This window comes from Polynucleobacter corsicus, from assembly GCF_018688255.1.
GTDB lineage: Bacteria > Pseudomonadota > Gammaproteobacteria > Burkholderiales > Burkholderiaceae > Polynucleobacter > Polynucleobacter corsicus.
Map to the genome: position 1 here is coordinate 1,276,283 of NZ_CP061314.1, position 22,656 is coordinate 1,298,938.

A 22,656-nucleotide genomic window follows, 5' to 3' on the forward strand; every position below is an offset into this window, starting at 1 on the left:
CAAAGTCTTGCCTAGATTAGGCCTAGCCAATGCCCTAATTGGTGCCAAACGCTGGTGGGCACCAAGGTTAATAACCAGGTCATCGTGAGATAGCGCAGTAACTTACCAATAAACATATAAATTAAGCATGGGCCCCAAGCCAGCCTAAGCCAGCCTGCCGCTATGCACAAGGGGTCGCCAAAGCCAGGTAGCCAAGATAACAAGAGCATCTTTGGCCCCCGCTCTTCGAGCCAGCGTTGCACTCTGCCATTAGTGGGTCCTTTAAGGGATTCAAAACTATTACGGCCCATCAGTCCGAGCCACCAATCAAACATCCCCCCTAATGTATTGCCGATAGTGGCTACCATAATGGCGATCCAATATAGGTGGGGATTGACTGAAACGTACCCAAACAGTATGGGCTCTGAGCCAACGGGCAGTAAGGTTGCGGAGATAAAAGCACTGATAAATACCGCTGGTAAACCAATCGATGGCATCCCAAAGAAGTCAAAGAAATAACTGAACATTTGCTCCATTAAGCAAGAAATCCAGGTGGGCAGATAGTCAAGCACTGAATCATATGCCTAGTATGCCCCATCCTCGACCGCCCGCTATTCTGAAATCTTGCTTAAACTAGAGGCCTTGAACATTAATTACTCCATTAACTCACTCATTAATCTATGAATCACCCTATCCCTAAGCCAGACCAATATCAAGACATGCGTGAAGCTTTGCGCGACCTCTGTGGCAGCTTTGACTCTGCATACTGGCAAAAGGTTGATCATGAGCGTGACTATCCTGAGGCATTTGTAGATGCCATGGCTCAAGCGGGCTGGTTAGCAGCACTCATTCCTGAGGAATACGGTGGCTCTGGCTTAGGTCTAGCTGAGGCCTCAGTCATCATGGAAGAGATTAATTTCTCTGGTGGTAATGCCGGCTCTTGTCATGGTCAGATGTACAACATGGGTACCTTGCTGCGCCATGGCTCCGACCTGCAGAAGAAACTCTACCTTCCTAAAATTGCTACCGGTGAATTACGCCTCCAGAGTATGGCAGTGACTGAACCAACTACCGGTACCGATACCACCAAACTCAAAACTACTGCCGTCAAAAAAGGTGATAAGTACATTGTGAATGGTCAGAAGGTGTGGATCTCCCGCATTCAGCATTCTGATTTAATGATTCTGCTAGCGCGTACCACTCCCCTGGCAGAAGTGAAGAAAAAATCAGAAGGCATGTCGATCTTTATCGTCAACCTCAAAGACGCTATTGGTAATGGCATGGCAATTCAGCCGATTGCTAATATGGTTAATCATGAAACCAATGAAGTCTTCTTTGATAACTTAGAGATCCCCGCTGAGAACCTCATTGGCGAAGAAGGTAAAGGCTTTAAGTACATCCTAGATGGCCTCAATGCCGAGCGCGTCCTGATTGCAGCCGAGTGTATTGGTGATGCTTATTGGTTTGTAGATAAATCACGTCGTTATGCCAATGACCGTGTGGTGTTTGATCGCCCTATTGGTAAGAACCAAGGTATTCAGTTTCCCATTGCCGATGCTTTTATTGAGACCGAGGCAGCCAACCTGATGCGCTTTAAAGCATGCGAACTGTTTGACAGCAATCAAGCTTGTGGCGCAGAGTCCAACATGGCAAAGTACTTGGCTGCAAAAGCTTCTTGGGAGGCGGCCAACGTTTGCCTACAAACGCATGGTGGTTTTGGTTTTGCCAATGAATATGATGTCGAGCGTAAGTTCCGCGAGACTCGCCTTTACCAAGTTGCACCAATCTCCACGAACTTGATCTACTCCTACGTTGCAGAGCATATTTTGGGTCTACCCCGCTCCTTCTGATGCAGAGGATCTTTTGATTGATTTAGTTTTTTAGATAAGTAATGACATGAGTATTCGTCCTTTGGATGGCATCACCGTGGTTTCCCTGGAGCATGCTATCGCGGCTCCTTTTTGCACGCGTCAATTAGCCGACTTAGGTGCGCGCGTGATCAAGGTAGAGAGACCTGGTGCCGGGGACTTTGCTCGCGCCTATGATGAGCGCGTCAATGGCATGTCCTCTCACTTCACTTGGGTCAACCGCTCCAAAGAAAGCTTGACCTTAGATCTCAAGCAAGAATCTGCGCTAGCAGCATTGAAGATGCTACTCAAAACAGCTGACGTTCTGGTACAAAACTTGGCACCTGGTGCGGCAGCACGGATGGGATTGACTGCAGAACTCTTGCAAAAAGACAATCCGGGTTTGATTTTGTGCGACATCTCAGGTTACGGGAATAACGGCCCTTATCGCGACAAAAAGGCCTATGACCTATTGATTCAGAGTGAAGCTGGGTTCTTATCCGTTACCGGTACTCCAGAAACTCCTAGCAAAGCAGGTAACTCGATTGCCGATATTGCCGCAGGCATGTATGCCTATACCAACGTACTGGCAGCGCTGTTACAACGGGGCAAGACTGGCAAGGGATCTACGATTGATGTTTCAATGCTCGAGTCTTTAGGTGAATGGATGAGTTATCCGCTCTACTATGCCTATGAGGGTGCGACACCTCCTCCTCGCAATGGCGCATCTCATGCCACGATCTATCCCTACGGGCCATTTAAGGCGGGTGATGGCGGAACCATCATGCTAGGCTTACAAAACGATCGTGAGTGGGTTTTATTTTGTGAGGTGGTACTTGAGAATCAAACCCTCGCTAAAGATGAGCGCTTTGATAAAAACTTTAAACGGAATGAAAAGCGCGATGAATTACTTTCTATTATTGATGCGTGTTTTAGCAAACTGACTACCGAGCAGGTCATTGCAAAGCTAGATCAAGCCCAAATCGCCAATGCCCGACTCAATGATATGCAGGGCTTATGGAATCATGATCAACTTAAAGCACGCGAGCGCTGGGTACAAGTCGGATCACCCGTAGGCCCTATTCCAGCGATGCTACCGCCTGGTAGCAATAACAGCTTCGCTTATCGCATGGATGATATTCCTGCTGTAGGTCAGCATACTGAAGCAATCTTATCTGAGTTTGGTATTACCGCAAATGAGATTAAGGTAATGCGTAGCCAAGGAGCGATTTAAAGCAAAGGTGAAGCTAGGTGTGCTGCGTTCTCTAGCAAAACACGCCAACGTGGTCGCTTAGCCCAACTCACTGGATCAACCAAATCAGATTGGGCCATGTAGGACTCAATCAGGGTTTCGAGTTTGGCGCAAAACGCATCGTTGTAGACAATTAAGCTGATCTCAAAATTGAGACGCAAGCTGCGTTGATCGAAATTCACGGAACCAAAAATTGCTACTTGCTTATCTATGAGCAAACTCTTGGTATGCAACAAGCCTCCATGAAATTCAGCGATATTGACGCCTGCACTCATTAGGTCAGCATAAAAGCTACGACTACTCCAAGCTACTAGCGCCGAATCATTCAATTTAGGAACAATTAAAGTGACCTTTACACCACGGCCAGCTGCAGCCATCAGCGCCTGAATCAAGCCATCATCTGGCCCGAAGTAAGGCGTAGTAATGGTAAGCTCTTTGCGTGCATCCATGATGGCAGAGAGGAGTACCTGATACAAGATGTCGTCGCGATAAACCGGTCCCGAAGAAAACTCTTGGGCGAGTACCCGCCCCTCAATTGGACTGGGAGTGGGTGCTACAGCTTTGAAGTGGTTTACTGTAGTGTTGTCAACACTCCAGTCAAAAGAGAATGTCAGCTCAAACTGAGATGCAACCGGGCCTTCAATTCTGACCATAGCATCTACCCATTCACCCACACCAGAGTCTTGCTTAAAAGTGCGCGGATCAACCATATTCATACTGCCAGTCCAAACAACAGTGCTATCGATCACAAATATTTTGCGATGGAGCCTGAGATCTGCACGGCGGAATTGGAAGCGTCCAATTTGAATTGGTAATGCCTCAGTCACTTGAATACCGGCATTTCTAAAACGATTGGGCCAAGTTGATTTAAACCAGTCTTTACTTCCCAAAGAATCCAGCAACACTTTACAGACCACACCGCGTTTAGCCGCTGCAATTAAGGCTTCGCCAACGCGATCCGCATCGCCACCCAATGCCCATATATAGAACTCTAAATTCAGTGATTTTTTTGCCTGATTAATTTCGCCAATGAAATGCTGCAAGATCTTAAGTGAGCTCGTAAATAACTCTATCTTGTTGCCAGCAATCACAGGGGATCCATTTTTGGATTCTGCTAATAAGCTAAGAGCCCTACCCTCGATTGGTAGTTGTAGCTTATCAGCTTGATAGTGCTGACGCATGTCTTCCGTGATGGCCGCATATTCCTTATCCATTCGAATAATTTTTCTCGTGAGCTTGCGGCCTACAGGGCGTTCACCAATCAAGATGTAGAGACTGATACCTAGAATTGGAAACAAGACCACAATCAAAAACCATGCAATCGCAACACCGACTGGCCTTCTCACAGAAATCAATTTAAATCCAAACAGAATCACAATGACTGCATGAAGTATTGGCACCCAAATTAAAGAGAACCCAAAAATAGATCCTAATAAATAATTTAATATGCTCATATGATTTCCAGTTCAGCAGTAATACCTAAGTGATCGGAGATCTTTAACCATTCATGCAAAACTGCTGCTGAATGAATCTTCAAGCCTCGTACATAAATTCGATCCATGGGAAGCATCGGCCTCATACTGGGAAAGGTCTTTGCAGGGGCACCAGTAAGCACCTCAAAAACCTCTTGAAAACCAGCAGCACGCATCGGGGCACTAACGCGATTACGCCAATCGTTAAAGTCGCCCGCCACAATGGCTGGACCACCCTCTGCAAGTGAATCAATGTAACGAATAATTTCATCCAATTGACGCTCTCGCCCTCTTTCAAATAAAGCCAGATGAACACAAAAACAATGGATTGGCGTTTCATTACCTTCTAGCTGAGTAATGCTATGAAGCAAGCCCCGCCTCTCGAACCGATAGGCCGAGATATCGTAGTTTTCACCTTTGTGTAATGGTCTCTTTGAAAGAATGGCGTTGCCATGATGGCCGTCTGGATACTCAACATTTTTACCGTAGTGCCAATCATGCCAAAAGTCTTCGGATAAAAAATGGGTGAGCTCTGTTAGCGGCCAATGGCCAAATCTCCTGATCCGACCCCGATGCTCTTGCTGAAGCTCTTGTAGAAATAGCAAGTCTGGATGATGGCTACGCATTTTTTGACGTAACTCATAGATGGTGGATTTTCTGTGCAATGGTGATAGTCCCTTGTGGACATTCATAGTCATGACACTAAAGCGACCGAATTGCACTGGTGTCATCAAAACTGTCCTGCAGCGCGCTGTCGTCGCACCCGCGCCAGATAGATTTCACCCTCAACTAAATCTTGGCACTGCATGCACTTATTACAAATAGAGGCCTGCTCACGCAAGTCTTCAATCGAATCGATCGGATGCCCATCGAGATATTCGCGAAGATCAACATCAAAGACCTCATTGCAGAGGCAAATGACTTCAGCCATGAGTTCAGAAAAGGGAAATTGTTTGCATTTATGCCATTTTGCCATCGCCCTGCTAGAATCTAGCCCATGTTGATGACCTTTCAGGATGCTTTCAGATTACTTTTGCATTTAGATGCTGGAGTGATTGGCATTGTGCTGGTCTCGCTTCAGGTCAGTTTGAGCGCTTTATTACTGGGCATCTTACTGGGACTACCCATTGGCGCCCTACTGGCTACAGAGGAATTTCAGGGCAAGCAAACCATTACGCTGATCTTAAATACCCTCATGGGCGTCCCAACCGTGATTATTGGCGTCATTGTTTATCTACTGCTCTCCAGAACAGGGCCTTTAGGTGTGTGGGGATGGCTTTTCACACCCAAGGGCATGATCCTGGCCCAAACACTGCTCACAACCCCCCTCATTGCCGCCCTGAGCCGCCAAATCCTAGAGGATTCTTGGAGAATTCACCGGGATTCCTTTATGGCACTTCGCTTACCTAGACTTTCTGCCCTGAAATGGCTTCTTTGGGACTGCCGGTTTTCTCTCACGATTGCGGTTTTAGCGGGACTGGCTAGAGCCATGTCTGAGGTTGGTGCAGTCATGATCGTCGGCGGCAATATCGATCAATCCACCCGCACCATGACAACAGCAATTGCACTTGAAACCAGTAAAGGTGATCTCCCATTGGCGCTTGCCTTAGGCATTGTTTTACTGGGAATTGTTTTGCTGGCAAATCTGTTTACATTTGCGGTTCGCCAAATTGCGGAGCGTCGCTATGGTTAATCATTCTGAACAATTTAAGCAATTTGTCGAGTTCAAAGACGTCATCGTTAAACGTGATGGACGCATCATCTTAGATATCCCTTATGCGGTTATTCCTGCTGATCGGATTTGCGCATGCATTGGACCTAATGGTGCCGGCAAAACGACTTTTCTACAATTAATTGATGGCTTAATCAAACCAGATTCAGGCACTGTTACGCACTCAAGCGGCCCTATCAAATCATCCCTGGTATTGCACCACACGCCGATGATCAAAGCCTCCGCACGAACCAATATTGCGATGGTGAAAGACTCAGACCCCTCAATCAATTCTGTTGCTGTTGATTTGGTGATGAAGCAGATCGGCTTAAGTCATCTTGCCAACAGTCCTGCGCACAAACTCTCGGCAGGTGAAAAACAAAAACTTTGCTTGGGTCGAGTCATTTTGCAAAGACCTCATTTAGTTTTACTAGATGAACCTACTGCTAATTTAGACCCAAACACCACAGAGCAAGTTGAAGAGATCATTCGCCAATTTAAGTTGCAAGGCTCGAACGTTATCTTCACATCCCACCAACTTGCCCAAGTACAAAGAATCGCAGAGTACATCGTCTTCATTGACGAGGGTCAGATAAAAGAAAAAGGACCCGTAGGTCCTTTCTTTGCCGATCCCCAGACACAAGCAGCTAAACGCTACTTACATCAAGAGTTACTAGTCGACTAATTACTTTGTTGCTGGTGCAGCAGCCACAGGTGCAATAAATGGTGGCGGAGCAACACAAGCTGCTGGAGCTGGAGTTCCAGAAACCCTGAACTGGTCAGCTACTTTGTTTTGTGCTTGACATAGCTTAAATGCGCCTACTCTGTCGCCATAGGCAGCCTTTGCTTTAGCCAAAGTTGCGGCCTCTTGAGCCTCAGGCGTCAAGGGAGGCAAGGCAGCAAATGCAGCTGCGCTTACGAATGAACAGAGTGTGATAGCAATGAGTTTTTTCATAGCCATGTCCTTATTTATTAACCTTGTTGTACCAGATTTCATGGTGTTCTTTAGCCCAGGTACCGTCAACGTAACCCGTCTTCATACCATCGAGCGAACCTTGCATACCAATAGATCCGATGTAGATATGACCCATAGCCATCGTAGTCATCAAGATTGAGGCCGTACTGTGAACGATGTTCGCTAACTGCATGGTTCCGCGGATGTATTGAACTTCCATAAAGGGGACAATCATATCGAGTACAAAACCAGATCCAGAGATAACCAAACCTAAGAAAGTCATACCAAACCAGAACCAGATTTTCTCACCGAAGTTAAAGAAGCCAGCAGGAGGGTGTGTTCCACCCAACATACCGCCGAATGACTTAATCCAAGTAAGATCACCCTCTCCAGGAATATTTCTAGTTGCAAACAGCAAGAAGAAAATCACAACGCTAAGGGTAAATAGTGGTCCAGTATAGTTGTGAATATTTTTGCAAATATTTAAGAAGGTACCGTATGCGACGCCGCCCATGAGTGGCATTGCAAAATACTTGCCATATAAGATCATCAAGCCAGTAAGTGCAAGCGCGATAAAACTAAAAGCCATCACCCAATGAGTAAAGCGCTCAAAGCCATTAAATCGTTTGATTTTTTGGCCAGACATTGGTGCATGCAACTTAATTGGGCCCTTAATGATAAAGAGCGCTGCAATGCCAAAGAAGGCAATCGCCAATAACCAGCCGCCGTAAACAGTGATAACACCATTACGAATTACGCGCCACTGCTGACCAGCTCGTTGAATCAACACACTCGCTTCTTTATCAGGAATGCTGACAAAGTTGTAAGGATCACTGTTTGCTGAGTTCCAAAGGAACTGCTCACCCACCTGAGCAGAATTCGCAGGCTGAGACTGAGCTTGGGTACCATCAGAGATAGCCCCGAGGTTCTTCGAATAGTCAATACCACTTGGAGATGGTAGCGGTGGCATTGGCGCACGCTCTGCCATGGCAAGACCGCTAAGTAAACTTAGCGATACGCCAAGGGCTAGCAACCAGGAGCGACTAACACTAGAGAATGATCGATTCATACAAATATCCTTAAACGTTTTCATTTTATTTATTGTTTAACTGATGACTTAAAGCGTGAATACTCAGATTGATTCTGATTACGCTTATCGACCGACTCGGTCCAACTTTTTTCATCCTTTGGAGTCCAACCCTTAGTCATGAAGCCGTTATCAGCCCCCATGTAAGGTGCAACGTCTGGACGCTTCGCAGCTTTGGCTGCAATTTCAGGAGGCTCGGAGCAAGCAGCCAAGGTGGCGCTTGCAACGAGACATAAACCAATTGTTTTCAGATTAAATCTCATGATTTGACTCCTGGGATTTTGTCAGCTGGTGTTGGTTTTGGCGCAGGAGAATCCATTGGGCCGTAAGCAGTGGACCAACCGAAAATATCCTTACTTGGATACCTACCATTTGCTTCACGTACAGAAACACGCTTGGCATAAATACTAGAAATTACATCGCTATCTCCACCAATCAATGCTTTGGTAGAACACATCTCAGCACATAAAGGTAACTTACCTTCAGCTAAGCGGTTACGACCATATTTTTCGAATTCGGCAACGCTACCGTTCGCTTCTGGGCCGCCGCTACAGAATGTGCACTTGTCCATTTTGCTACGGACGCCGAAGGCACCCTTGCTCAAGAACTGAGGTGCACCAAATGGGCAGGCGAAGGAACAGTATCCACAGCCGATGCAAATATCTTTGTCATGCAAAACCACACCTTCATCGGTACGATAAAAGCAATCCACTGGACAAACAGCCATACAAGGCGCATCTGAACAGTGCATACATGCCACTGAAATTGACTTTTCCTTGCCGATGATGCCGTCGTTCACCGTGACTACACGGCGACGATTAACGCCCCAAGGTACTTCGTTATCGTTCTTACAAGCAGTAACACAGCCATTGCACTCGATGCATCGTTCTGTATCACAAATAAATTTCATTCTTGCCATTGTGTTCTCCTGACTTTATTTTTTAACTTAGGCAAATTTTTCGATTTGGCACATGGTGGTTTTCGTCTCTTGCATCATCGTCACTTGGTCATATCCATAGGTGGTTGCAGTGTTAACTGCCTCGCCCAGAATAATTGGTGACGCACCTTCTGGATAGTACTTGCGCAAGTCAGCGCCTTGCCACCAGCCAGAGAAGTGGAACGGCACAAAAGCAGTTCCTTGATCTACGCGCTCAGTAACCATCGCACGTACTTTGATCTTGGCGCCTGTTGGTGATTTAACCCACACGTAATCCCAGTTCTTAATGCCGCGAGCTTCAGCAGCTTTTGGATTAATTTCCACAAAGTTTTCTTGCTGCAACTCTGCCAACCAGGGATTAGAACGCGTTTCCTCACCACCGCCCTCATACTCAACCAAACGACCTGAAGTCAGGATGATTGGGAACTTCTCGTAGTACTTCTCGCTCAAGTTTTTATCTTGCAGCGTTTTGTACAGCGTTGGCAAGCGCCAGAAGTTTTTCTTATCCGCAGATGTTGGGTATTTACGCATCATTGGCTCGTTGGTACTGTAGAGCGCCTCGCGGTGAGTTGGAATAGCGTCTGGGAAATTCCACACCACTGCACGCGCTTTCGCATTACCAAATGGATGACAACCATTTTTCATGACAACGCGCTGAATACCACCTGATAAGTCCGTCTTCCAGTTTTTACCATCGGCAGCTTTTTGCTCATCCTCAGTTAACTGATTCCACCAGCCTAGTTTTTTGACAAGTACATGGTCAAACTCTGGGTAGCCAGTCTTGATGGCAGAACCTTTCGAGTAAGAACCATCTTCAGCAAGGAGGTTTTCACCATCTTTTTCTACGCCAAAGTTAGCGCGGAAGTTACCACCACCCTCCATCACAGACTTACTAGTGTCATAGAGGTTTGGTGAGCCTGGATGCTTGATAGCTGCAGTGCCATAGCAAGGCCAAGGCAAACCATAGTAATCGCCTGTTGTGTCATAGCCGCTTACCGGATCAATGCCACCCCGAGATTTAAGTGTCTTGGGATCAAAATTGCCAGCCATTCTCATGTGAGCTTTGATGCGCTCAGGAGTTTGCCCTGTGTATCCAATCGTCCAGCAAGAGCGATTGATTTCACGCAGGATATCCTCAATCTGTGGCTCTTTCCACTGTTTACCGGCAAACTTGGAATTGAGCATCTTATAATTTTTAGAGAGCTCTTGGCCAAAACCAAGGCGATCAGCAAAAGCTTGCATGATCACATGGTCAGGTACGGATTCGAACAATGGGTCAATGACCTTCTCACGCCACTGAATCGAGCGATTAGATGCTGTAGCAGTTCCGTTTGTCTCAAACTGAGTTGTAGCAGGCAAAAGGTATACGTTGCGATTCTTGTTAACAGAATTACCTTCTGCAGGTGGCATCGCTGCCATCGCAGCTACTGCTGTTGGGTATGGATCCACCACAACGAGTAAATCTAACTTGTCCATCGCGCGCTTCATGTCTAAGCCGCGGGTTTGAGAGTTAGCTGCGTGACCCCAGAAGAACAAACCTTTTACATTGGTTTGCTGATCAATCATGTCATTCTTTTCCAACACTGCATCGACCCAACGGGAAACAGTAGTGCCTGATTTCTCCATCATGTCTGGTGCATAGCGACCTTTGATCCACTCGTAGTCAACATCCCAAACGGTGGAAAAGTGCTTCCATGAGCCTGCTGCGAGGCCATAGTAGCCTGGCAGTGAATCCGGGTTAGGTCCAACGTCAGTAGCGCCTTGAACGTTACAGTGACCACGGAAAATATTTGTTCCGCCACCAGACTTGCCGATATTGCCAAGCGCTAATTGCAAAATACAGGAAGCACGAACTACAGCATTACCAGTTGTGTGCTGAGTTTGACCCATACACCAAACAACTGTACTTGGACGGTTTTTTGCCATGGTCTCAGCAACTTTGTACACTTCCGCTTCTGGAACGCCGCAAGCTTCCTCAACGTTCTTAGGCGTCCACTTCTCCATCACTTCTTTACGAATCTGATCCATGCCGTATACGCGGTCATTGATGTACTTCTTATCTTCCCAGCCATTATTGAAAATATGGTACAGAACCCCAAAAACAAATGGAATGTCGGTACCTGAACGAATTCTGACAAATTGATCAGACTTAGCAGCTGTTCTTGTGTAGCGTGGATCAACTACAACAACCTTACAACCGTTTTCCTTCGCATTTAGGAGACTTAACATCGATACTGGATGAGCCTCCGCTGCGTTGGAGCCAATATACATGGCAGCCTTCGAGTTCATCATGTCGTTATAGCTATTGGTCATTGCGCCATAGCCCCAGGTGTTTGCAACACCGGCAACTGTAGTGGAGTGACAAATACGAGCCTGATGGTCTGTGTTGTTTGTTCCAAAGAAAGAAACCCACTTACGCAGTAAGTAGGCTTGTTCGTTGCTATGCTTAGAGGAACCAATAAAGAAAAGAGAATCGGGGCTATATTTTGTACGGAGATCTTTCATCTGCGCAGTGATTTCAGTCAAGGCCTGATCCCAAGAAATCTTTTGGTATTTGCCATCAACTAGCTTCATTGGGTAACGGAGACGGAATTCACCGTGACCATGCTCACGTAGTGAGGCACCCTTGGCGCAATAAGCACCCATATTGATTGGGGAATCAAAATTGGAATCTTGACGAACCCAAACGCCGTTCTCAACAGTAGCGTCAGTTGAGCAACCTACTGAGCAGTGGGAACAGACCGTTCTCTTCACTTCAATCTTGCCCTTGCCATCTAACATCGCTCTATTTGGCTCAGCAACCGCTTTTTGTACGAAGCTCAGTTGGCTAGCTGCAATTCCTGCACCCACACCAACGCCAGAGCGCTTTAAAAAGGTTCGACGATCCATCGTTGGAACCGCAGACTGAAGTCCGCGTGAGAGGCTACCAATGAGGCGTGATGCAGGCGTGGAACGGCTGCTTTGTGAAGTATTAGATTTGCGAGTCAGACTCATATCTTGTTCCTGAGTAATATTTTTAATTAACTATTTCGAAATGACTAAATCAACAAATGGTTTAAAGCATGGTGGTTTCGTAATACTTACGAATGTGCGCAGTGAGTTGATAGCCATCATCTTTACCCTTTACTGTGCTGCCAATTTCTTGAATCACTGCTTTGCCAATAGGCGTTTGGGAGGCTATTGCTACGGCACCAACAGTGGCACCTGCCCCGATGAAAAACTTCCTGCGGGAAGGCTTGTTTTCTTCGTTTACTACGGCTGTAGATTTGGCGCTCATCTGTTGCTCCTATTTAGTTCTTATTTGATTTTCGTCAAGTTTAAATGGTAATTGCATTTTTGACATATTGAAGACACAAAGTTTATATAAAAGGGGGGTAAATACTAGTACGTCTTTTTGATGCAATGCAACATCAAATCATGTCAAAGCCTTGACCTTCAATAGCAAGGAATTCCCTAGCCAGAGAGGCGACCGAGTGATAAAGACGCATCTCGGGGACCGCATCGATTGCATCGAATAAGTCGTCATGCCATGGCCGAATGTGGTCGTTAAAAAAGACCCTTTGATTTGTAAGGTTGGATATCTCTACATCATCACCTGCGATTAGATATCGCATCACTTCGCAGAGCGCAGAAATATGATCTTCAGTCTCAGAGATCTCCTCGGCAGATTCCAAACCAAAAGCATCTAAAGCGCGGCGGATTTCTACCAATGGCCTCTCGTTTAAATAACCGGCCATGTAAAAAGAGCCGTTCAGAATAATGATAGGTCGTCCAACACTGATGAAGTTCTGATCAAACTCATCCTGCCAAGCTTTAGCGGAATTGGCTTTAGCTATTTCGACCAAATTCTGCCAAACCTTAGCTAAAGGGGCATCTTCAGACTGAGCCTCTTGCCCCTCAGGAATAGAGGAAACGATTTGATCCAACAACTCCTGATCAGGCGCCTCATGAAAGAGTCTCGCAATCAAGCCGTATAAATCTGCTCTAGCCAAATCTTCCGGTAAGCCCACATCACCCACTTCGGTTACGGAGCTTTCTTTTATCTGTTCACTCATGTTTCTTTTTTCACCATATCTACAACACGACAATCACTGCACATTTTGAGTCTTTCTAAAGCCTCTCCAGCAAAGGCACTGTGAGCGCCCAGCTTCATCAGCATCAGATCGACCATTTTTGCTGTACCAAATACTTTTCCACAGCCGATGCAATGAAAAGGCTTGGTCTCGTTGAGTTCTACCTTTTGCTTGCGCTGTTCCACCGTTTGTAAGCGAGGATCTAAAGCCAAAGCCTGCTCTGGGCAAGTTTGAACGCAAATGCCGCATTGGACGCACTGCTTTTCAATAAAGGAAAGTTTGGGCTCATCTAAGTTATCGAGCAAAGCGCCTTCAGGACAGCTACCCACACAGGACATGCATAGCGTGCAAGCATCCTGGTTAATTTTTAGGCCACCCAGAAAAGATGACTGCGGTAAAACTGCTCCCTCGGTTGGCAACGGTACTTTCGCTTGCTTTTGCAAATGCTCCAAGACCGTTTCAATCGTTTCTCTCTTTTGATTGGATAAACCAAAGCTAGCGGGAGAACAAATAGCGGATAAAGCGCCACGCTGGCGAAGTTTGCTCATCGCCTGCGAAGCTGGCTGAAGATCAGAGGTGGATTCCAGCTGTATTTGCGACAGTCTGGCATCAAATCCATAGGCAGCCAAAATAGCATTACCCAAATCGATTTGAGTTTCTAGGGCAGCTCGATAACTTGGATCTTCATCGCCCGTTAGCAACAACACTACTTCACCAAAGCCGTAGCTAAGCGCGCCAAGCCATAAATCCAAACCAGTAGAGGCGATATGCTCGATTCCGTAGGGCAGCACAAAGGATGGCAAGCCCTCAAATTGTTTTGGTCTGAGGTGCGCAGATCGTCCGAGAGAATCTAAGGCCTGAGTTCCCGCCTTGAGCGTGTGAAGTAATAGAGTTGGGGCAGAAGATTTCTTAGCTTTAGCACTCTCGGCAGTAAATACCGTAGCCAGCGTTTTAATTTCTTTACCCTGATGCGGCACGCTTGGATAGTTGTAGCGCATTGCACCGGATGGACAAACTGTTGAGCAAGCCCCACAACCCATACAAAGATTCGGGTTGACATCAACTGTGCCTTGTCCGTTCTTGAACAAAGAAGATATAGCACCGGTGGAGCAGACGTCGATACAGGCATTGCACCCTACTTTGCCATTGCGACCATGGGCGCAAACTTTTTCGTTATAAACAAAGTATTTAGGCTTCTCAAACTCACCAATTAATCCGAGCAATTGATTTGCCACCAGAGATTGCTCAAATGGATCCTGGCCTGGGGCAAAGTAGCCTTGCGGAGTTTGACTCATGCGCATTTGAGGCTTAGCGCGCAAATCCATAACTAAGTCAAACTCAGAGCTACGCTGACGATCTACTCGATCAAAATTAATTGCTCCAATACCAGCACAGGCTGTGATGCAATCACGGTGAGACTTACATTTGTTTAGATCAATCTGGAAAGAGTCGTCAATCGCACCTTCTGGGCAGACTTCAACACAAGCTCCACAACGAGTGCACATCTCTGGATCAATGGGATTTTGTAAATTCCAGTCGACCGTGAAGTGGCCAAGGTAGCCATCAAGCTTGGTTACTTCGCCTGTGTAAGTCGGGAAATTTCTGGCAATCGGTAATGCTCCTGGCTCGGTACACAGCACTGAGACATCAAGAGAGTCGCTCAATTTTTCAGCCCAAGGCAAGGCCTGATTTCCAGGCCCAACAATGAGTAAGCGCCCCTGGCTTTCGTAATTTACCACTGGTACGGGCTCGGCTTCTGGCATATCCGCTAAGGCAAGTAAAGCTGCAATCTTGGGTCCGGAAGTTTTAGCCTCTTGAGTCCATCCAGCCACCTCGCGAATATTGACAAAGCGTAGTGGCGATATCAATGGCTTCTCGGATTGCTCTGCTAACTCGTTAAATAAGGCGCCCTCTTGAGTACAAGCGATCACGAGTGAGTCATCACCATTCATTGCCTGAATAGCGATGCCCACTTCTTGCCTGCACAAAGAGGTGTGAACCGGTACACCCAGTGCCTTTGCATCTAAAGGCATGGTTCCGTTGCAATTACAGACTAGTTTTTGACTCATTGATTTCTTCTTAACTGGTTTTTTTATCCACGGGTATGGAGGCTTGATTACCCACTTCCTCAATCGATGTTGGTGTGGATGTTAAATTAGTCTGATCAGGAGCGGGCAAAGTTGGGTCTTGGGATCCTGGACTATCGATGCTAACAACGCTAGCAGTCTCAGGTTCACCATCATCATCCTTGCGGAAGATGTTCAACATATCCGACTGAACCATACGCTTAAGCATCTCTAGGGGAATCGGGTCTGGCTTTGAATAATCATCGATATAAATGTCTAGACCATCCATGATATTGAAGTGCGGGTCTGAAAACATTTTCTTCATTGCTGCTTGCTGTACTGCTGGATCAACTCCAGGTTGCATAAAGGCTGAAAAATCTGGTGCTAAGCGATCTATCTTTTCAACATCATCTAATGAAGCAGGCGGCGGAGTATCTTCAAGCTCGGTTGATTGCTGGATAGTCTGCGGACTGACAGCTAATTTTTCCTTTGCGAGCTCGCCTGGTTTTTTCTCAGGTTCAATGTCCTCGCCTAACTTGCGACGCGACCATCGACTTAAAAAACCATCAGCCATCAATCCTCCACTGGGCGATTTGCACCCTTGAATGATTCAGGACGATGGCGCTTTTTTGGTTCAGGACGGTAATGTTCATTGACATACTCTTGTAACCAAGAGGCATGCTCTGTAGACAAAAGTACACTATCGACCGATTCACCGCCATCCAATAGACGCCCTGCTTCGTTGTAGCTTACGCTGATGCGATGGGGAATGGCAAACGTGGGCTCTGTTTTAGCCAAGTCAATAGACTGTGCGTCTATGTATCTCTCAACATCTTCCTCAAGGCGCCACATCACGAACCAAGCAGGAAGAGTTGCTGATAAATTGAGGTAGTAGCCTTCAGCCTCATCCGGATAAAGATTCAGTTCGTACCCAGTAAATAACCAGGACTCACCTTGCTCATCGCGCCCAAGAAATTGTCCAGAGATCTTATCGCCTGCTATGGATGTACTAATAAATTGCCCAAAATCCGGCAATACCTCGTGCGGCGCCCACCGATACGAAATCCACGGGTTATCAATAAACTGCTTGCGCATGATCACAGCAAAACGCATAAGGCCTTAGGTGTTCTGAACCACAATGTTCGGAAATTTATTGCTCATATCTTTAGATAGCGCTGCTACTTTAATAGCAACACGTCTTGCAATCGTTTTATAAATTTCGCTGATAGCGCCATCGGGATCCGCTACAACTGTTGGACGACCTGCATCCGCCTGCTCACGTATCGATAAGTTTAGGGGTAATGAACCCAAAAAGTCTGCGCCATATTCTTGGCACATCTTTTGGCCACCGCCCGTACCGAATACATGCTCTTCATGACCGCAACTGGGGCAAATATAGGTACTCATATTTTCGATGATGCCCACAATCGGCACACCCACCTTTTCAAACATCTTGAGACCCTTGCGCGCGTCCAGCAAAGCAATGTCTTGAGGCGTAGTCACAATCACCGCACCTGTAACAGGCACCTTCTGAGCAAGCGTGAGTTGAATATCGCCGGTACCAGGAGGCATATCCACGATCAAATAGTCGAGATCACGCCAACGGGTTTGACGCAGTAGTTGCTCCAAGGCAGAGGTCACCATCGGACCACGCCAAACCATAGGCGCATCGTTATCAATCAAGAAACCAATCGAACTCGCTTGGAGGCCATGACCTTCCATAGGCTCCATCGTGTTTTCTTCAATAGATTCTGGTCTACCGGTAATACCCAACATCATCGGCTGGCTTGGGCCGTAGATATCTGCATCCAGCATGCCTACTTGCGCACCTTCAGCCGCTAAAGCTAAAGCGAGATTAACAGCGGTGGTTGACTTTCCGACTCCACCCTTACCACTGGCTACAGCAATAATGTTTTTTACATTAGGCAATAGTTTGACGCCGCGCTGAACGGAATGCGCAACGATTTGGCTGCTCACATTCACGCTGACGTTTTTAAGCTCAGGCAATTCACGGAGCACAGCAATTACCGATTTACGAATAGCATCAAATTGGCTTTTTGCTGGATAGCCTAAAACAATATCCAAGCTAACATCGCCACCATCCACGCGTAAGTTTTTAACACTCTTAGATGTTACGAAATCAATTTTAGTATTTGGGTCAATCAGACCCTTTAGTGCTGCTTGCACAGTCTCTACAGTAAGCGACACAACTTTCTCCTATTTAGTGGAGCAGACTTTTTTAAAGCCGGCTCTACCTCTTTTATTAAGCTTGATGATGAAAAATCAAATAGTGCGTAGATTAACCGCACATGCAAAAAATTGCTAAAACCGAATTACGGGTTAATGTGAAACTGGAAATCCAGCATCCCTTATGAGCCCGGAGGCTAACTCGGGAGAAAGGGTCGTATCCAGCGTAACCACCTGAGTCGCCAAGTCCACTTGAACCTGAGCCCGAGGATCTTCGGCTTGTACAGCCCGAGTGACAGCGTTGATGCAGCCGCCACAAGTCATCCCTGAAACCTTGAGCGTAAACATGGCTACCCTTTCAAAACAGTCAAAATACAGTTGTTAATGGCTTTTTTTCGCCTATCAGTAGATTATCTTCCACATGAGCCCTACAGAATCGTCTAATTCAGAGTTTTATACCCTCGACATTGGCGGAATGACCTGCGCCTCCTGTGTTAGCAGGGTAGAAAAGGCTTTAGACAAGATTCCTGGGGTAGAGGCAGCTAGCGTCAATTTAGCCACCGAACAGGCAAGGATTCGTGTTCATCGAGGCTCATCAAGCCTAGCAGACATCATCGCGCTAGTTCAAAAGACTGGCTACGAAGCCAAAGAAAGCTCTGTTCGGGGCAATCCGGATCAGAAGATTGGCAAGTCATTTTGGGCTGCCGACGGCTTAGGCCGAGTGGTGCTGAGCTTTGCGCTATCCGCACCCCTCTTCTTGCCGATGTTCTTCATGCCTTTTGGCATTCATTGGTCTTTATCAGGCTGGTGGCAACTTGCCTTGGCGACACCAGTCCAGTTCATTTTAGGATGGCGCTTCTACGTAGCGGGCTATAAATCAGTCATGGCTGGTGCGGGCAATATGGATCTGCTCGTTGCCTTAGGGACTAGCGCTGCTTATGGACTCAGTCTCTATATCTTGCTCACCTCAAGCCACGCACATGAACTTTACTTCGAGGGATCAGCGGTCATCATCTGCATGGTCTTATTGGGTAAATGGCTAGAGGCACGCGCCAAGCAACAAACTAGCGAAGCGATTCGCGCCCTGCAAAAACTCTGGCCAGAACATGCCAAAGTGTTAAACCCTGATGTTGATCTGCAAGGGGATGCGGGTATTGGCGCCGATCAATATCGCGACTTACCGTTAGAGCAAGTACTACCTGGCGATAAAGTCTTCATACTTCCCGGTGAACGCATTCCAGTAGATGGTGTCATTATTTTTGGTGCCAGCCACGTTGATGAATCCCTACTCACCGGCGAAAGCGAACCTGTTAAGAAATCAGCTGAGTCAAAAGTCATTGGAGGCGCCTTAAATGGTGAGAGTGCACTGGTAGTCATGGCGCAAGCCGTTGGTGTTGAAAGCGTACTCTCACAAATCATTAACTTGGTAGAGGAAGCACAAACACAAAAAGCGCCGATTCAAAAGTTAGTTGATCAGGTGAGTGCAATCTTTGTACCTACAGTCATTGTGCTTGCGCTCATGACGGGTTTAGGCAACTGGCTTTACTTGGACTCTATCTCCATTGCCATCTTGCGCGCCGTATCGGTCTTAGTGATTGCTTGTCCTTGCGCGCTTGGCTTAGCTACTCCAGCTGCAATCATGGCCGGCACTGGCATAGCTGCACGCTTTGGTATTTTGATTAAGGATCCCCAAGTTTTAGAGCTAGCTCATAAGCTCAATATCGTTGCCTTTGATAAGACTGGCACATTAACGATGGGTAAGCCACGCTTGCTTGCCCTGCTGCCTTTTGATAGATCGCTTGCTGATGCTGATCAGATCCTCGCTACTGCTGCAGGCTTGCAATTAGGAAGTGAACATCCTTTAGCTAAAGCACTACTAGATTCATCTAAAGAAAAAGGGATCACACCGATTGCCACCTCATTTAGCAAGGGCTTGCCTGGTATTGGGATTGAAGGCATCCCCAGTAGCGGTCCTTTTGCAGGAAAAACACTGCGCTTGCAGAGCGTAGCCTCCCTCGAAGGCAGTAGTCAGCACACTCTCATTTTGCAAAAGGCACAGGCTTATTTTGAACAGGGTCAGACTGTTTCCGCATTGATGGACACCGCTAGCAAAGATGGGCAAGTGCCGACTCCAATTACTCTAATTACTTTTGGGGATGAACTGAAAGTGCATGCAAAATCAGCGGTCGATGCATTGCATGCATTACATATTCGGACAGTGATGCTATCGGGTGATAATTTAGCCGCTGCTACTCGCGTGGGAAAAATCATCGGTATTGATGAAGTCTTCGCACAAATTATGCCGAGTGATAAAGCGCAAATGATTCATCGGCTACAGAATCCGCCTGCAGTTCAAAAGCAATATGTCGCGATGATTGGTGATGGCGTGAATGATGCACCGGCATTAGCAATGGCGGATGTGGGTATGGCAATGTCTACTGGGACTGATGTAGCAATGCAAGCGGCTGGAATCACTCTAATGCGTGGCGATCCTACTTTGGTGGCTGATGCAATTGATATCTCTAAGAAAACCTGGAATAAGATTGCCCAAAATTTATTTTGGGCATTTGCATTTAATACGATTGGCATACCAATGGCAGCTTTAGGTTATTTATCACCCATGCTAGCTGGCAGTGCAATGGCACTCTCCAGTTTTTGCGTATTAAGCAATGCCCTGCTCTTAAAGCGCTGGCGCCCTCAGAATTAATAGGCTATTTAACATTCTTGCACAGTAATTCAATATCACCATAAAGAGCACGGGTCTCTGATTTTGTGTTGTCTGTATCTGTAAGGAGTGCGATGCCAATAACATTGCCTGGCGCCTCTCCATAAGCCAACTTATAGTCCGCTGCTAAATCTCGCTCGTGTTTGCGCCACTCACTTAAGCTATCCGAACCGGAGTCCACCACAATCATCTTTATACGAGAAGTATGGGCATTGTTCAAAACTGTGTTGACTGAATTCTTGCCTGACCAGATATACATCACTGTGGCGTAAGGCATTTCTTGACCACTAATTAAGCTAGCCATTTCAAAGGTGAGCTTTTCTTTAAGGGGAAGTTTGGATTTATTGCCATCAAAGGCTACCAAGATACGCAGTGGTGCATCGTCGTGCTGACTGTCTGCATTATCTGCCTGCGGTATTGCACCTTCCGCCTTCCATTCCCATTGCAACCATAAGTTCTGCGCTGAGCGGGGGCGAAGTTTTACTGCGAGACCAGATGCTGAGGTTTTGGAATTAGCAGCAAGCACTGTGCGACCTTGATAATTCTCCAAACGGTAAAGCGTGTTCTTTTTATACGGTGCGATGCGATAGAAATGCCAACCATCCGGCATACCAGCACGCGGCTTTTCAGCGGAGAACTTAGGTAAATCCTCTTGAGCTGGCAACTGATCCGCATTGAATGGCTGCCCCGCCTCATTCTCAATAGAGTTTCCAGTCAAACCTGCACAGCCTGCTAAGGAGATGGCTATGGCGGCCAAAAGCAGCAGGGATCGAAAAGGAATTTTTATCAACATTCGCTTGATTGTCCCAAAGAATGGCTTGCTTAAGTCTAAAATCATCAGATGCGCCATCAATCACCCTCAAGCTGGGCTGTCATCAGCATCTGCATTGCTGCATTAGTGCATTTTGCTCTGGGTTTCTCAATTGAGTTTTCAGTCGATGAAGCGCACTACGCTTTATACGCAAAACATCTTGCCTGGAGTTATTTTGATCACCCACCGCTGGTAGGCTGGATCCAGTGGCCGCTGATAAGCCTGACTTCATCCGAGGGAATCATTCGCTTGATCCCGGAATTGCTCTGGGTACTCTCGGCTTTCTTGGTGTATCGAGTGACCCTAGAGATTCATCACTTGATACAAAGGCGTAATGCGGGTTACCTCACTAACGCCCTTCCTTCAGCAAATCTGTGTGGTTTGATGGCTATCTTAGCCATCATTGCAGCGCCATTGCCCCATGTTTTAGCAATCGGCCTTTTGCCTGACACCCTACTGGCCCCCTTAAGTCTTGGCTTAATGTTGATGGCCTTACGTTGGACTCGCAAAGATCACTTCACCATTGCGGACTGGATCATTACAGGATTAATACTGGGCTTGGCAGGTCTGAGCAAGTACACCGCTGCGTTTACTGCATTTGCTTTGCTCTTCGTATTGTTAGCCTCACCCAAAAAAGTCTGGATTACTCAAGTTGGTTTTTGGCTTGCTGCAGCAATTGCCTTGATCGTAATTAGCCCCGTACTCTATTGGAACTGGATCAATGATTGGATCTCCTTCAAATATCAAATTGCTCATGGCAGTGGCGGCGCTTGGGCGTGGCGTAGAGTCGGCGCCTTTGTGGGCATTCAGATTGCCTGCTTTGGACTCCTCTTGCTTTTGGGTGTCTATACTTTTTTAAGGCATTGCCTTCACTCACAGAAGCTTGTTCTGATTGCTCTACTGAGTTTCTTCGCAATTCCCTTTGTGATTTTTGCTGCCTTATCTGGTGGAGGTAGCCTACCCCACTGGACTACGCCCGCCTGGTTTTGTCTTGCGCCATTTGCCGGCATCGGCCTTGCTAAAGCATGGGCCATGCAACATCGTGTAGCAATTCGGATATTGCTGCTTGGGCAGTTATTGATTTGCTTGCTCGGTTTTGGCTTTGTGTTGGCTGGAGGCATTACTAGTTCAGCAGTGAAATCCAACCCCATTGCCGATCTCTATGGCTGGAAGCTTGCTGGCCAGAAAGCAGCTCAATTAGCACAAGCTACTAGGGCCAACGGAATTGCAGTACAAAACTGGACTTTAGGCAGTCGTGCTGCCTGGTACGCTCAACCTCTTCCGGTCTTTGTGCTGGACCAAAGACAGGATCAGTTTGACCTTTGGTTTGGGCAATTGCCGCCAGGTGCAAACGTCTTACTGATTAACTGGTCGGGAATGGCTTTTAGACCCCCTGTCGGTGGGAATCTGGCCTTTGAAGTCTGTGAACCACTAGACCAACTGGAAATTATTCGATTTGGGCAAGTTTTATCCAAATTTGACTACAGCCTCTGCCGGAACTGGCAGGATGCTGGCGCAGCGCGTTAATTCCCCAAATTCAAGACCTTAGGAGCC

23 protein-coding genes are annotated in these 22,656 nt (G+C 46.8%); 6 read left to right on the plus strand and 17 right to left on the minus strand.

Features of this window, described 5'->3' with window-relative positions:
* Window positions 1–11: 11 nt before the first annotated feature.
* Entirely contained in the window at window positions 12–515 is a 504-nt protein-coding gene (locus C2747_RS06640; RefSeq protein ID WP_215330825.1) for a YqaA family protein, read from the minus strand.
* A 144-nt stretch (window positions 516–659) separates the two neighbouring features.
* Between C2747_RS06640 and C2747_RS06645 the strand changes: the two genes are divergently transcribed.
* Both C2747_RS06645 and C2747_RS06650 read left to right on the plus strand, forming a co-directional pair.
* Complete coding sequence (locus C2747_RS06645) at window positions 660–1,829, plus strand: acyl-CoA dehydrogenase family protein (RefSeq protein ID WP_215330826.1); 1,170 nt, start codon at window positions 660–662, stop codon at window positions 1,827–1,829.
* Window positions 1,830–1,875: 46 nt separating this feature from the next.
* The gene (locus C2747_RS06650) at window positions 1,876–3,060 is read left to right on the plus strand and encodes a CaiB/BaiF CoA transferase family protein (RefSeq protein ID WP_215330827.1); all 1,185 of its coding nucleotides are present in this window, start codon (window positions 1,876–1,878) and stop codon (window positions 3,058–3,060) included.
* Here C2747_RS06650 and cls read toward each other — a convergent pair.
* The 3 genes from cls to C2747_RS06665 are packed head-to-tail and all read right to left on the minus strand — an operon-like array spanning window position 3,057 to window position 5,481.
* A complete protein-coding gene (cls, locus tag C2747_RS06655; protein ID WP_215330828.1) occupies window positions 3,057–4,532 on the minus strand; it encodes a cardiolipin synthase in 1,476 nt (491 codons plus the stop codon). The two genes, C2747_RS06650 and cls, sit on opposite strands and share 4 nt — an antisense overlap.
* Window positions 4,529–5,281 carry an endonuclease/exonuclease/phosphatase family protein gene (locus C2747_RS06660; protein WP_215330829.1) on the minus strand — a complete coding sequence of 251 codons (753 nt, stop codon included), beginning with the start codon at window positions 5,279–5,281 and terminating at the stop codon, window positions 4,529–4,531. The genes cls and C2747_RS06660 overlap by 4 nt, the downstream gene beginning before the upstream one ends.
* Window positions 5,281–5,481 carry a hypothetical protein gene (locus C2747_RS06665; protein ID WP_215330830.1) on the minus strand — a complete coding sequence of 67 codons (201 nt, stop codon included), beginning with the start codon at window positions 5,479–5,481 and terminating at the stop codon, window positions 5,281–5,283. The genes C2747_RS06660 and C2747_RS06665 overlap by 1 nt, the downstream gene beginning before the upstream one ends.
* Before the next feature lie 66 nt (window positions 5,482–5,547).
* Here C2747_RS06665 and C2747_RS06670 point away from each other — a divergent pair, with 66 nt between their 5' ends.
* A complete protein-coding gene (locus tag C2747_RS06670; protein ID WP_215330831.1) occupies window positions 5,548–6,243 on the plus strand; it encodes an ABC transporter permease in 696 nt (231 codons plus the stop codon).
* Entirely contained in the window at window positions 6,236–6,946 is a 711-nt protein-coding gene (locus C2747_RS06675; RefSeq protein WP_215330832.1) for an ABC transporter ATP-binding protein, read from the plus strand. The genes C2747_RS06670 and C2747_RS06675 overlap by 8 nt, the downstream gene beginning before the upstream one ends.
* On the opposite strand, the gene C2747_RS06680 is transcribed toward C2747_RS06675, so the two are convergent.
* The 12 genes from C2747_RS06680 to C2747_RS06735 all read right to left on the minus strand — a co-directional run bounded on the left by C2747_RS06680 (window position 6,947) and on the right by C2747_RS06735 (window position 17,914).
* Window positions 6,947–7,216: a hypothetical protein gene (locus C2747_RS06680; protein WP_215330833.1), complete on the minus strand. Its 270-nt coding sequence runs from the start codon at window positions 7,214–7,216 to the stop codon at window positions 6,947–6,949.
* Window positions 7,217–7,226: 10 nt separating this feature from the next.
* Window positions 7,227–8,285 (minus strand): formate dehydrogenase subunit gamma, encoded by a 1,059-nt coding sequence (locus C2747_RS06685; RefSeq protein ID WP_215330834.1) that lies wholly within the window; start codon window positions 8,283–8,285, stop codon window positions 7,227–7,229.
* 29 nt (window positions 8,286–8,314) lie between these two features.
* Window positions 8,315–8,566, minus strand: coding sequence for a hypothetical protein (locus C2747_RS06690; protein ID WP_215330835.1), 252 nt, complete (start codon window positions 8,564–8,566; stop codon window positions 8,315–8,317).
* Entirely contained in the window at window positions 8,563–9,222 is a 660-nt protein-coding gene (gene fdh3B / locus C2747_RS06695) for a formate dehydrogenase FDH3 subunit beta (protein ID WP_215330836.1), read from the minus strand. The genes C2747_RS06690 and fdh3B overlap by 4 nt, the downstream gene beginning before the upstream one ends.
* A 27-nt stretch (window positions 9,223–9,249) precedes the next feature.
* On the minus strand, window positions 9,250–12,234 hold the full coding sequence (locus C2747_RS06700) for a formate dehydrogenase subunit alpha (protein WP_215330837.1): 2,985 nt from the start codon (window positions 12,232–12,234) through the stop codon (window positions 9,250–9,252).
* Between the two features lie 61 nt (window positions 12,235–12,295).
* The gene (locus C2747_RS06705; protein ID WP_215330838.1) at window positions 12,296–12,517 is read right to left on the minus strand and encodes a formate dehydrogenase; all 222 of its coding nucleotides are present in this window, start codon (window positions 12,515–12,517) and stop codon (window positions 12,296–12,298) included.
* A gap of 133 nt (window positions 12,518–12,650) precedes the next feature.
* Complete coding sequence (locus tag C2747_RS06710) at window positions 12,651–13,295, minus strand: TorD/DmsD family molecular chaperone (protein WP_215330839.1); 645 nt, start codon at window positions 13,293–13,295, stop codon at window positions 12,651–12,653.
* Entirely contained in the window at window positions 13,292–15,382 is a 2,091-nt protein-coding gene (locus C2747_RS06715) for a 4Fe-4S binding protein (RefSeq protein WP_215330840.1), read from the minus strand. Before C2747_RS06715 ends, C2747_RS06710 begins: the two co-directional genes overlap by 4 nt.
* A 10-nt stretch (window positions 15,383–15,392) precedes the next feature.
* A complete protein-coding gene (locus tag C2747_RS06720; protein WP_215330841.1) occupies window positions 15,393–15,953 on the minus strand; it encodes a DUF3306 domain-containing protein in 561 nt (186 codons plus the stop codon).
* A complete protein-coding gene (locus C2747_RS06725; RefSeq protein ID WP_215330842.1) occupies window positions 15,953–16,492 on the minus strand; it encodes a DUF3305 domain-containing protein in 540 nt (179 codons plus the stop codon). The genes C2747_RS06720 and C2747_RS06725 overlap by 1 nt, the downstream gene beginning before the upstream one ends.
* 6 nt (window positions 16,493–16,498) lie before the next feature.
* Window positions 16,499–17,587, minus strand: coding sequence for an iron-sulfur cluster carrier protein ApbC (apbC, locus tag C2747_RS06730; RefSeq protein ID WP_215330843.1), 1,089 nt, complete (start codon window positions 17,585–17,587; stop codon window positions 16,499–16,501).
* A 132-nt stretch (window positions 17,588–17,719) separates the two neighbouring features.
* Window positions 17,720–17,914, minus strand: coding sequence for a heavy-metal-associated domain-containing protein (locus C2747_RS06735; protein ID WP_215330844.1), 195 nt, complete (start codon window positions 17,912–17,914; stop codon window positions 17,720–17,722).
* A 73-nt stretch (window positions 17,915–17,987) separates the two neighbouring features.
* On the opposite strand from C2747_RS06735, the gene C2747_RS06740 reads away from it, so the two are divergent.
* Window positions 17,988–20,273 (plus strand): heavy metal translocating P-type ATPase, encoded by a 2,286-nt coding sequence (locus C2747_RS06740; protein WP_215330845.1) that lies wholly within the window; start codon window positions 17,988–17,990, stop codon window positions 20,271–20,273.
* Window positions 20,274–20,277: 4 nt separating this feature from the next.
* On the opposite strand, the gene C2747_RS06745 is transcribed toward C2747_RS06740, so the two are convergent.
* The gene (locus C2747_RS06745) at window positions 20,278–21,129 is read right to left on the minus strand and encodes a DUF3047 domain-containing protein (RefSeq protein ID WP_251374716.1); all 852 of its coding nucleotides are present in this window, start codon (window positions 21,127–21,129) and stop codon (window positions 20,278–20,280) included.
* Between the two features lie 3 nt (window positions 21,130–21,132).
* Between C2747_RS06745 and C2747_RS06750 the strand changes: the two genes are divergently transcribed.
* Complete coding sequence (locus tag C2747_RS06750) at window positions 21,133–22,629, plus strand: glycosyltransferase family 39 protein (protein ID WP_215330846.1); 1,497 nt, start codon at window positions 21,133–21,135, stop codon at window positions 22,627–22,629.
* The last annotated feature ends 27 nt before the right edge of the window (window positions 22,630–22,656 follow it).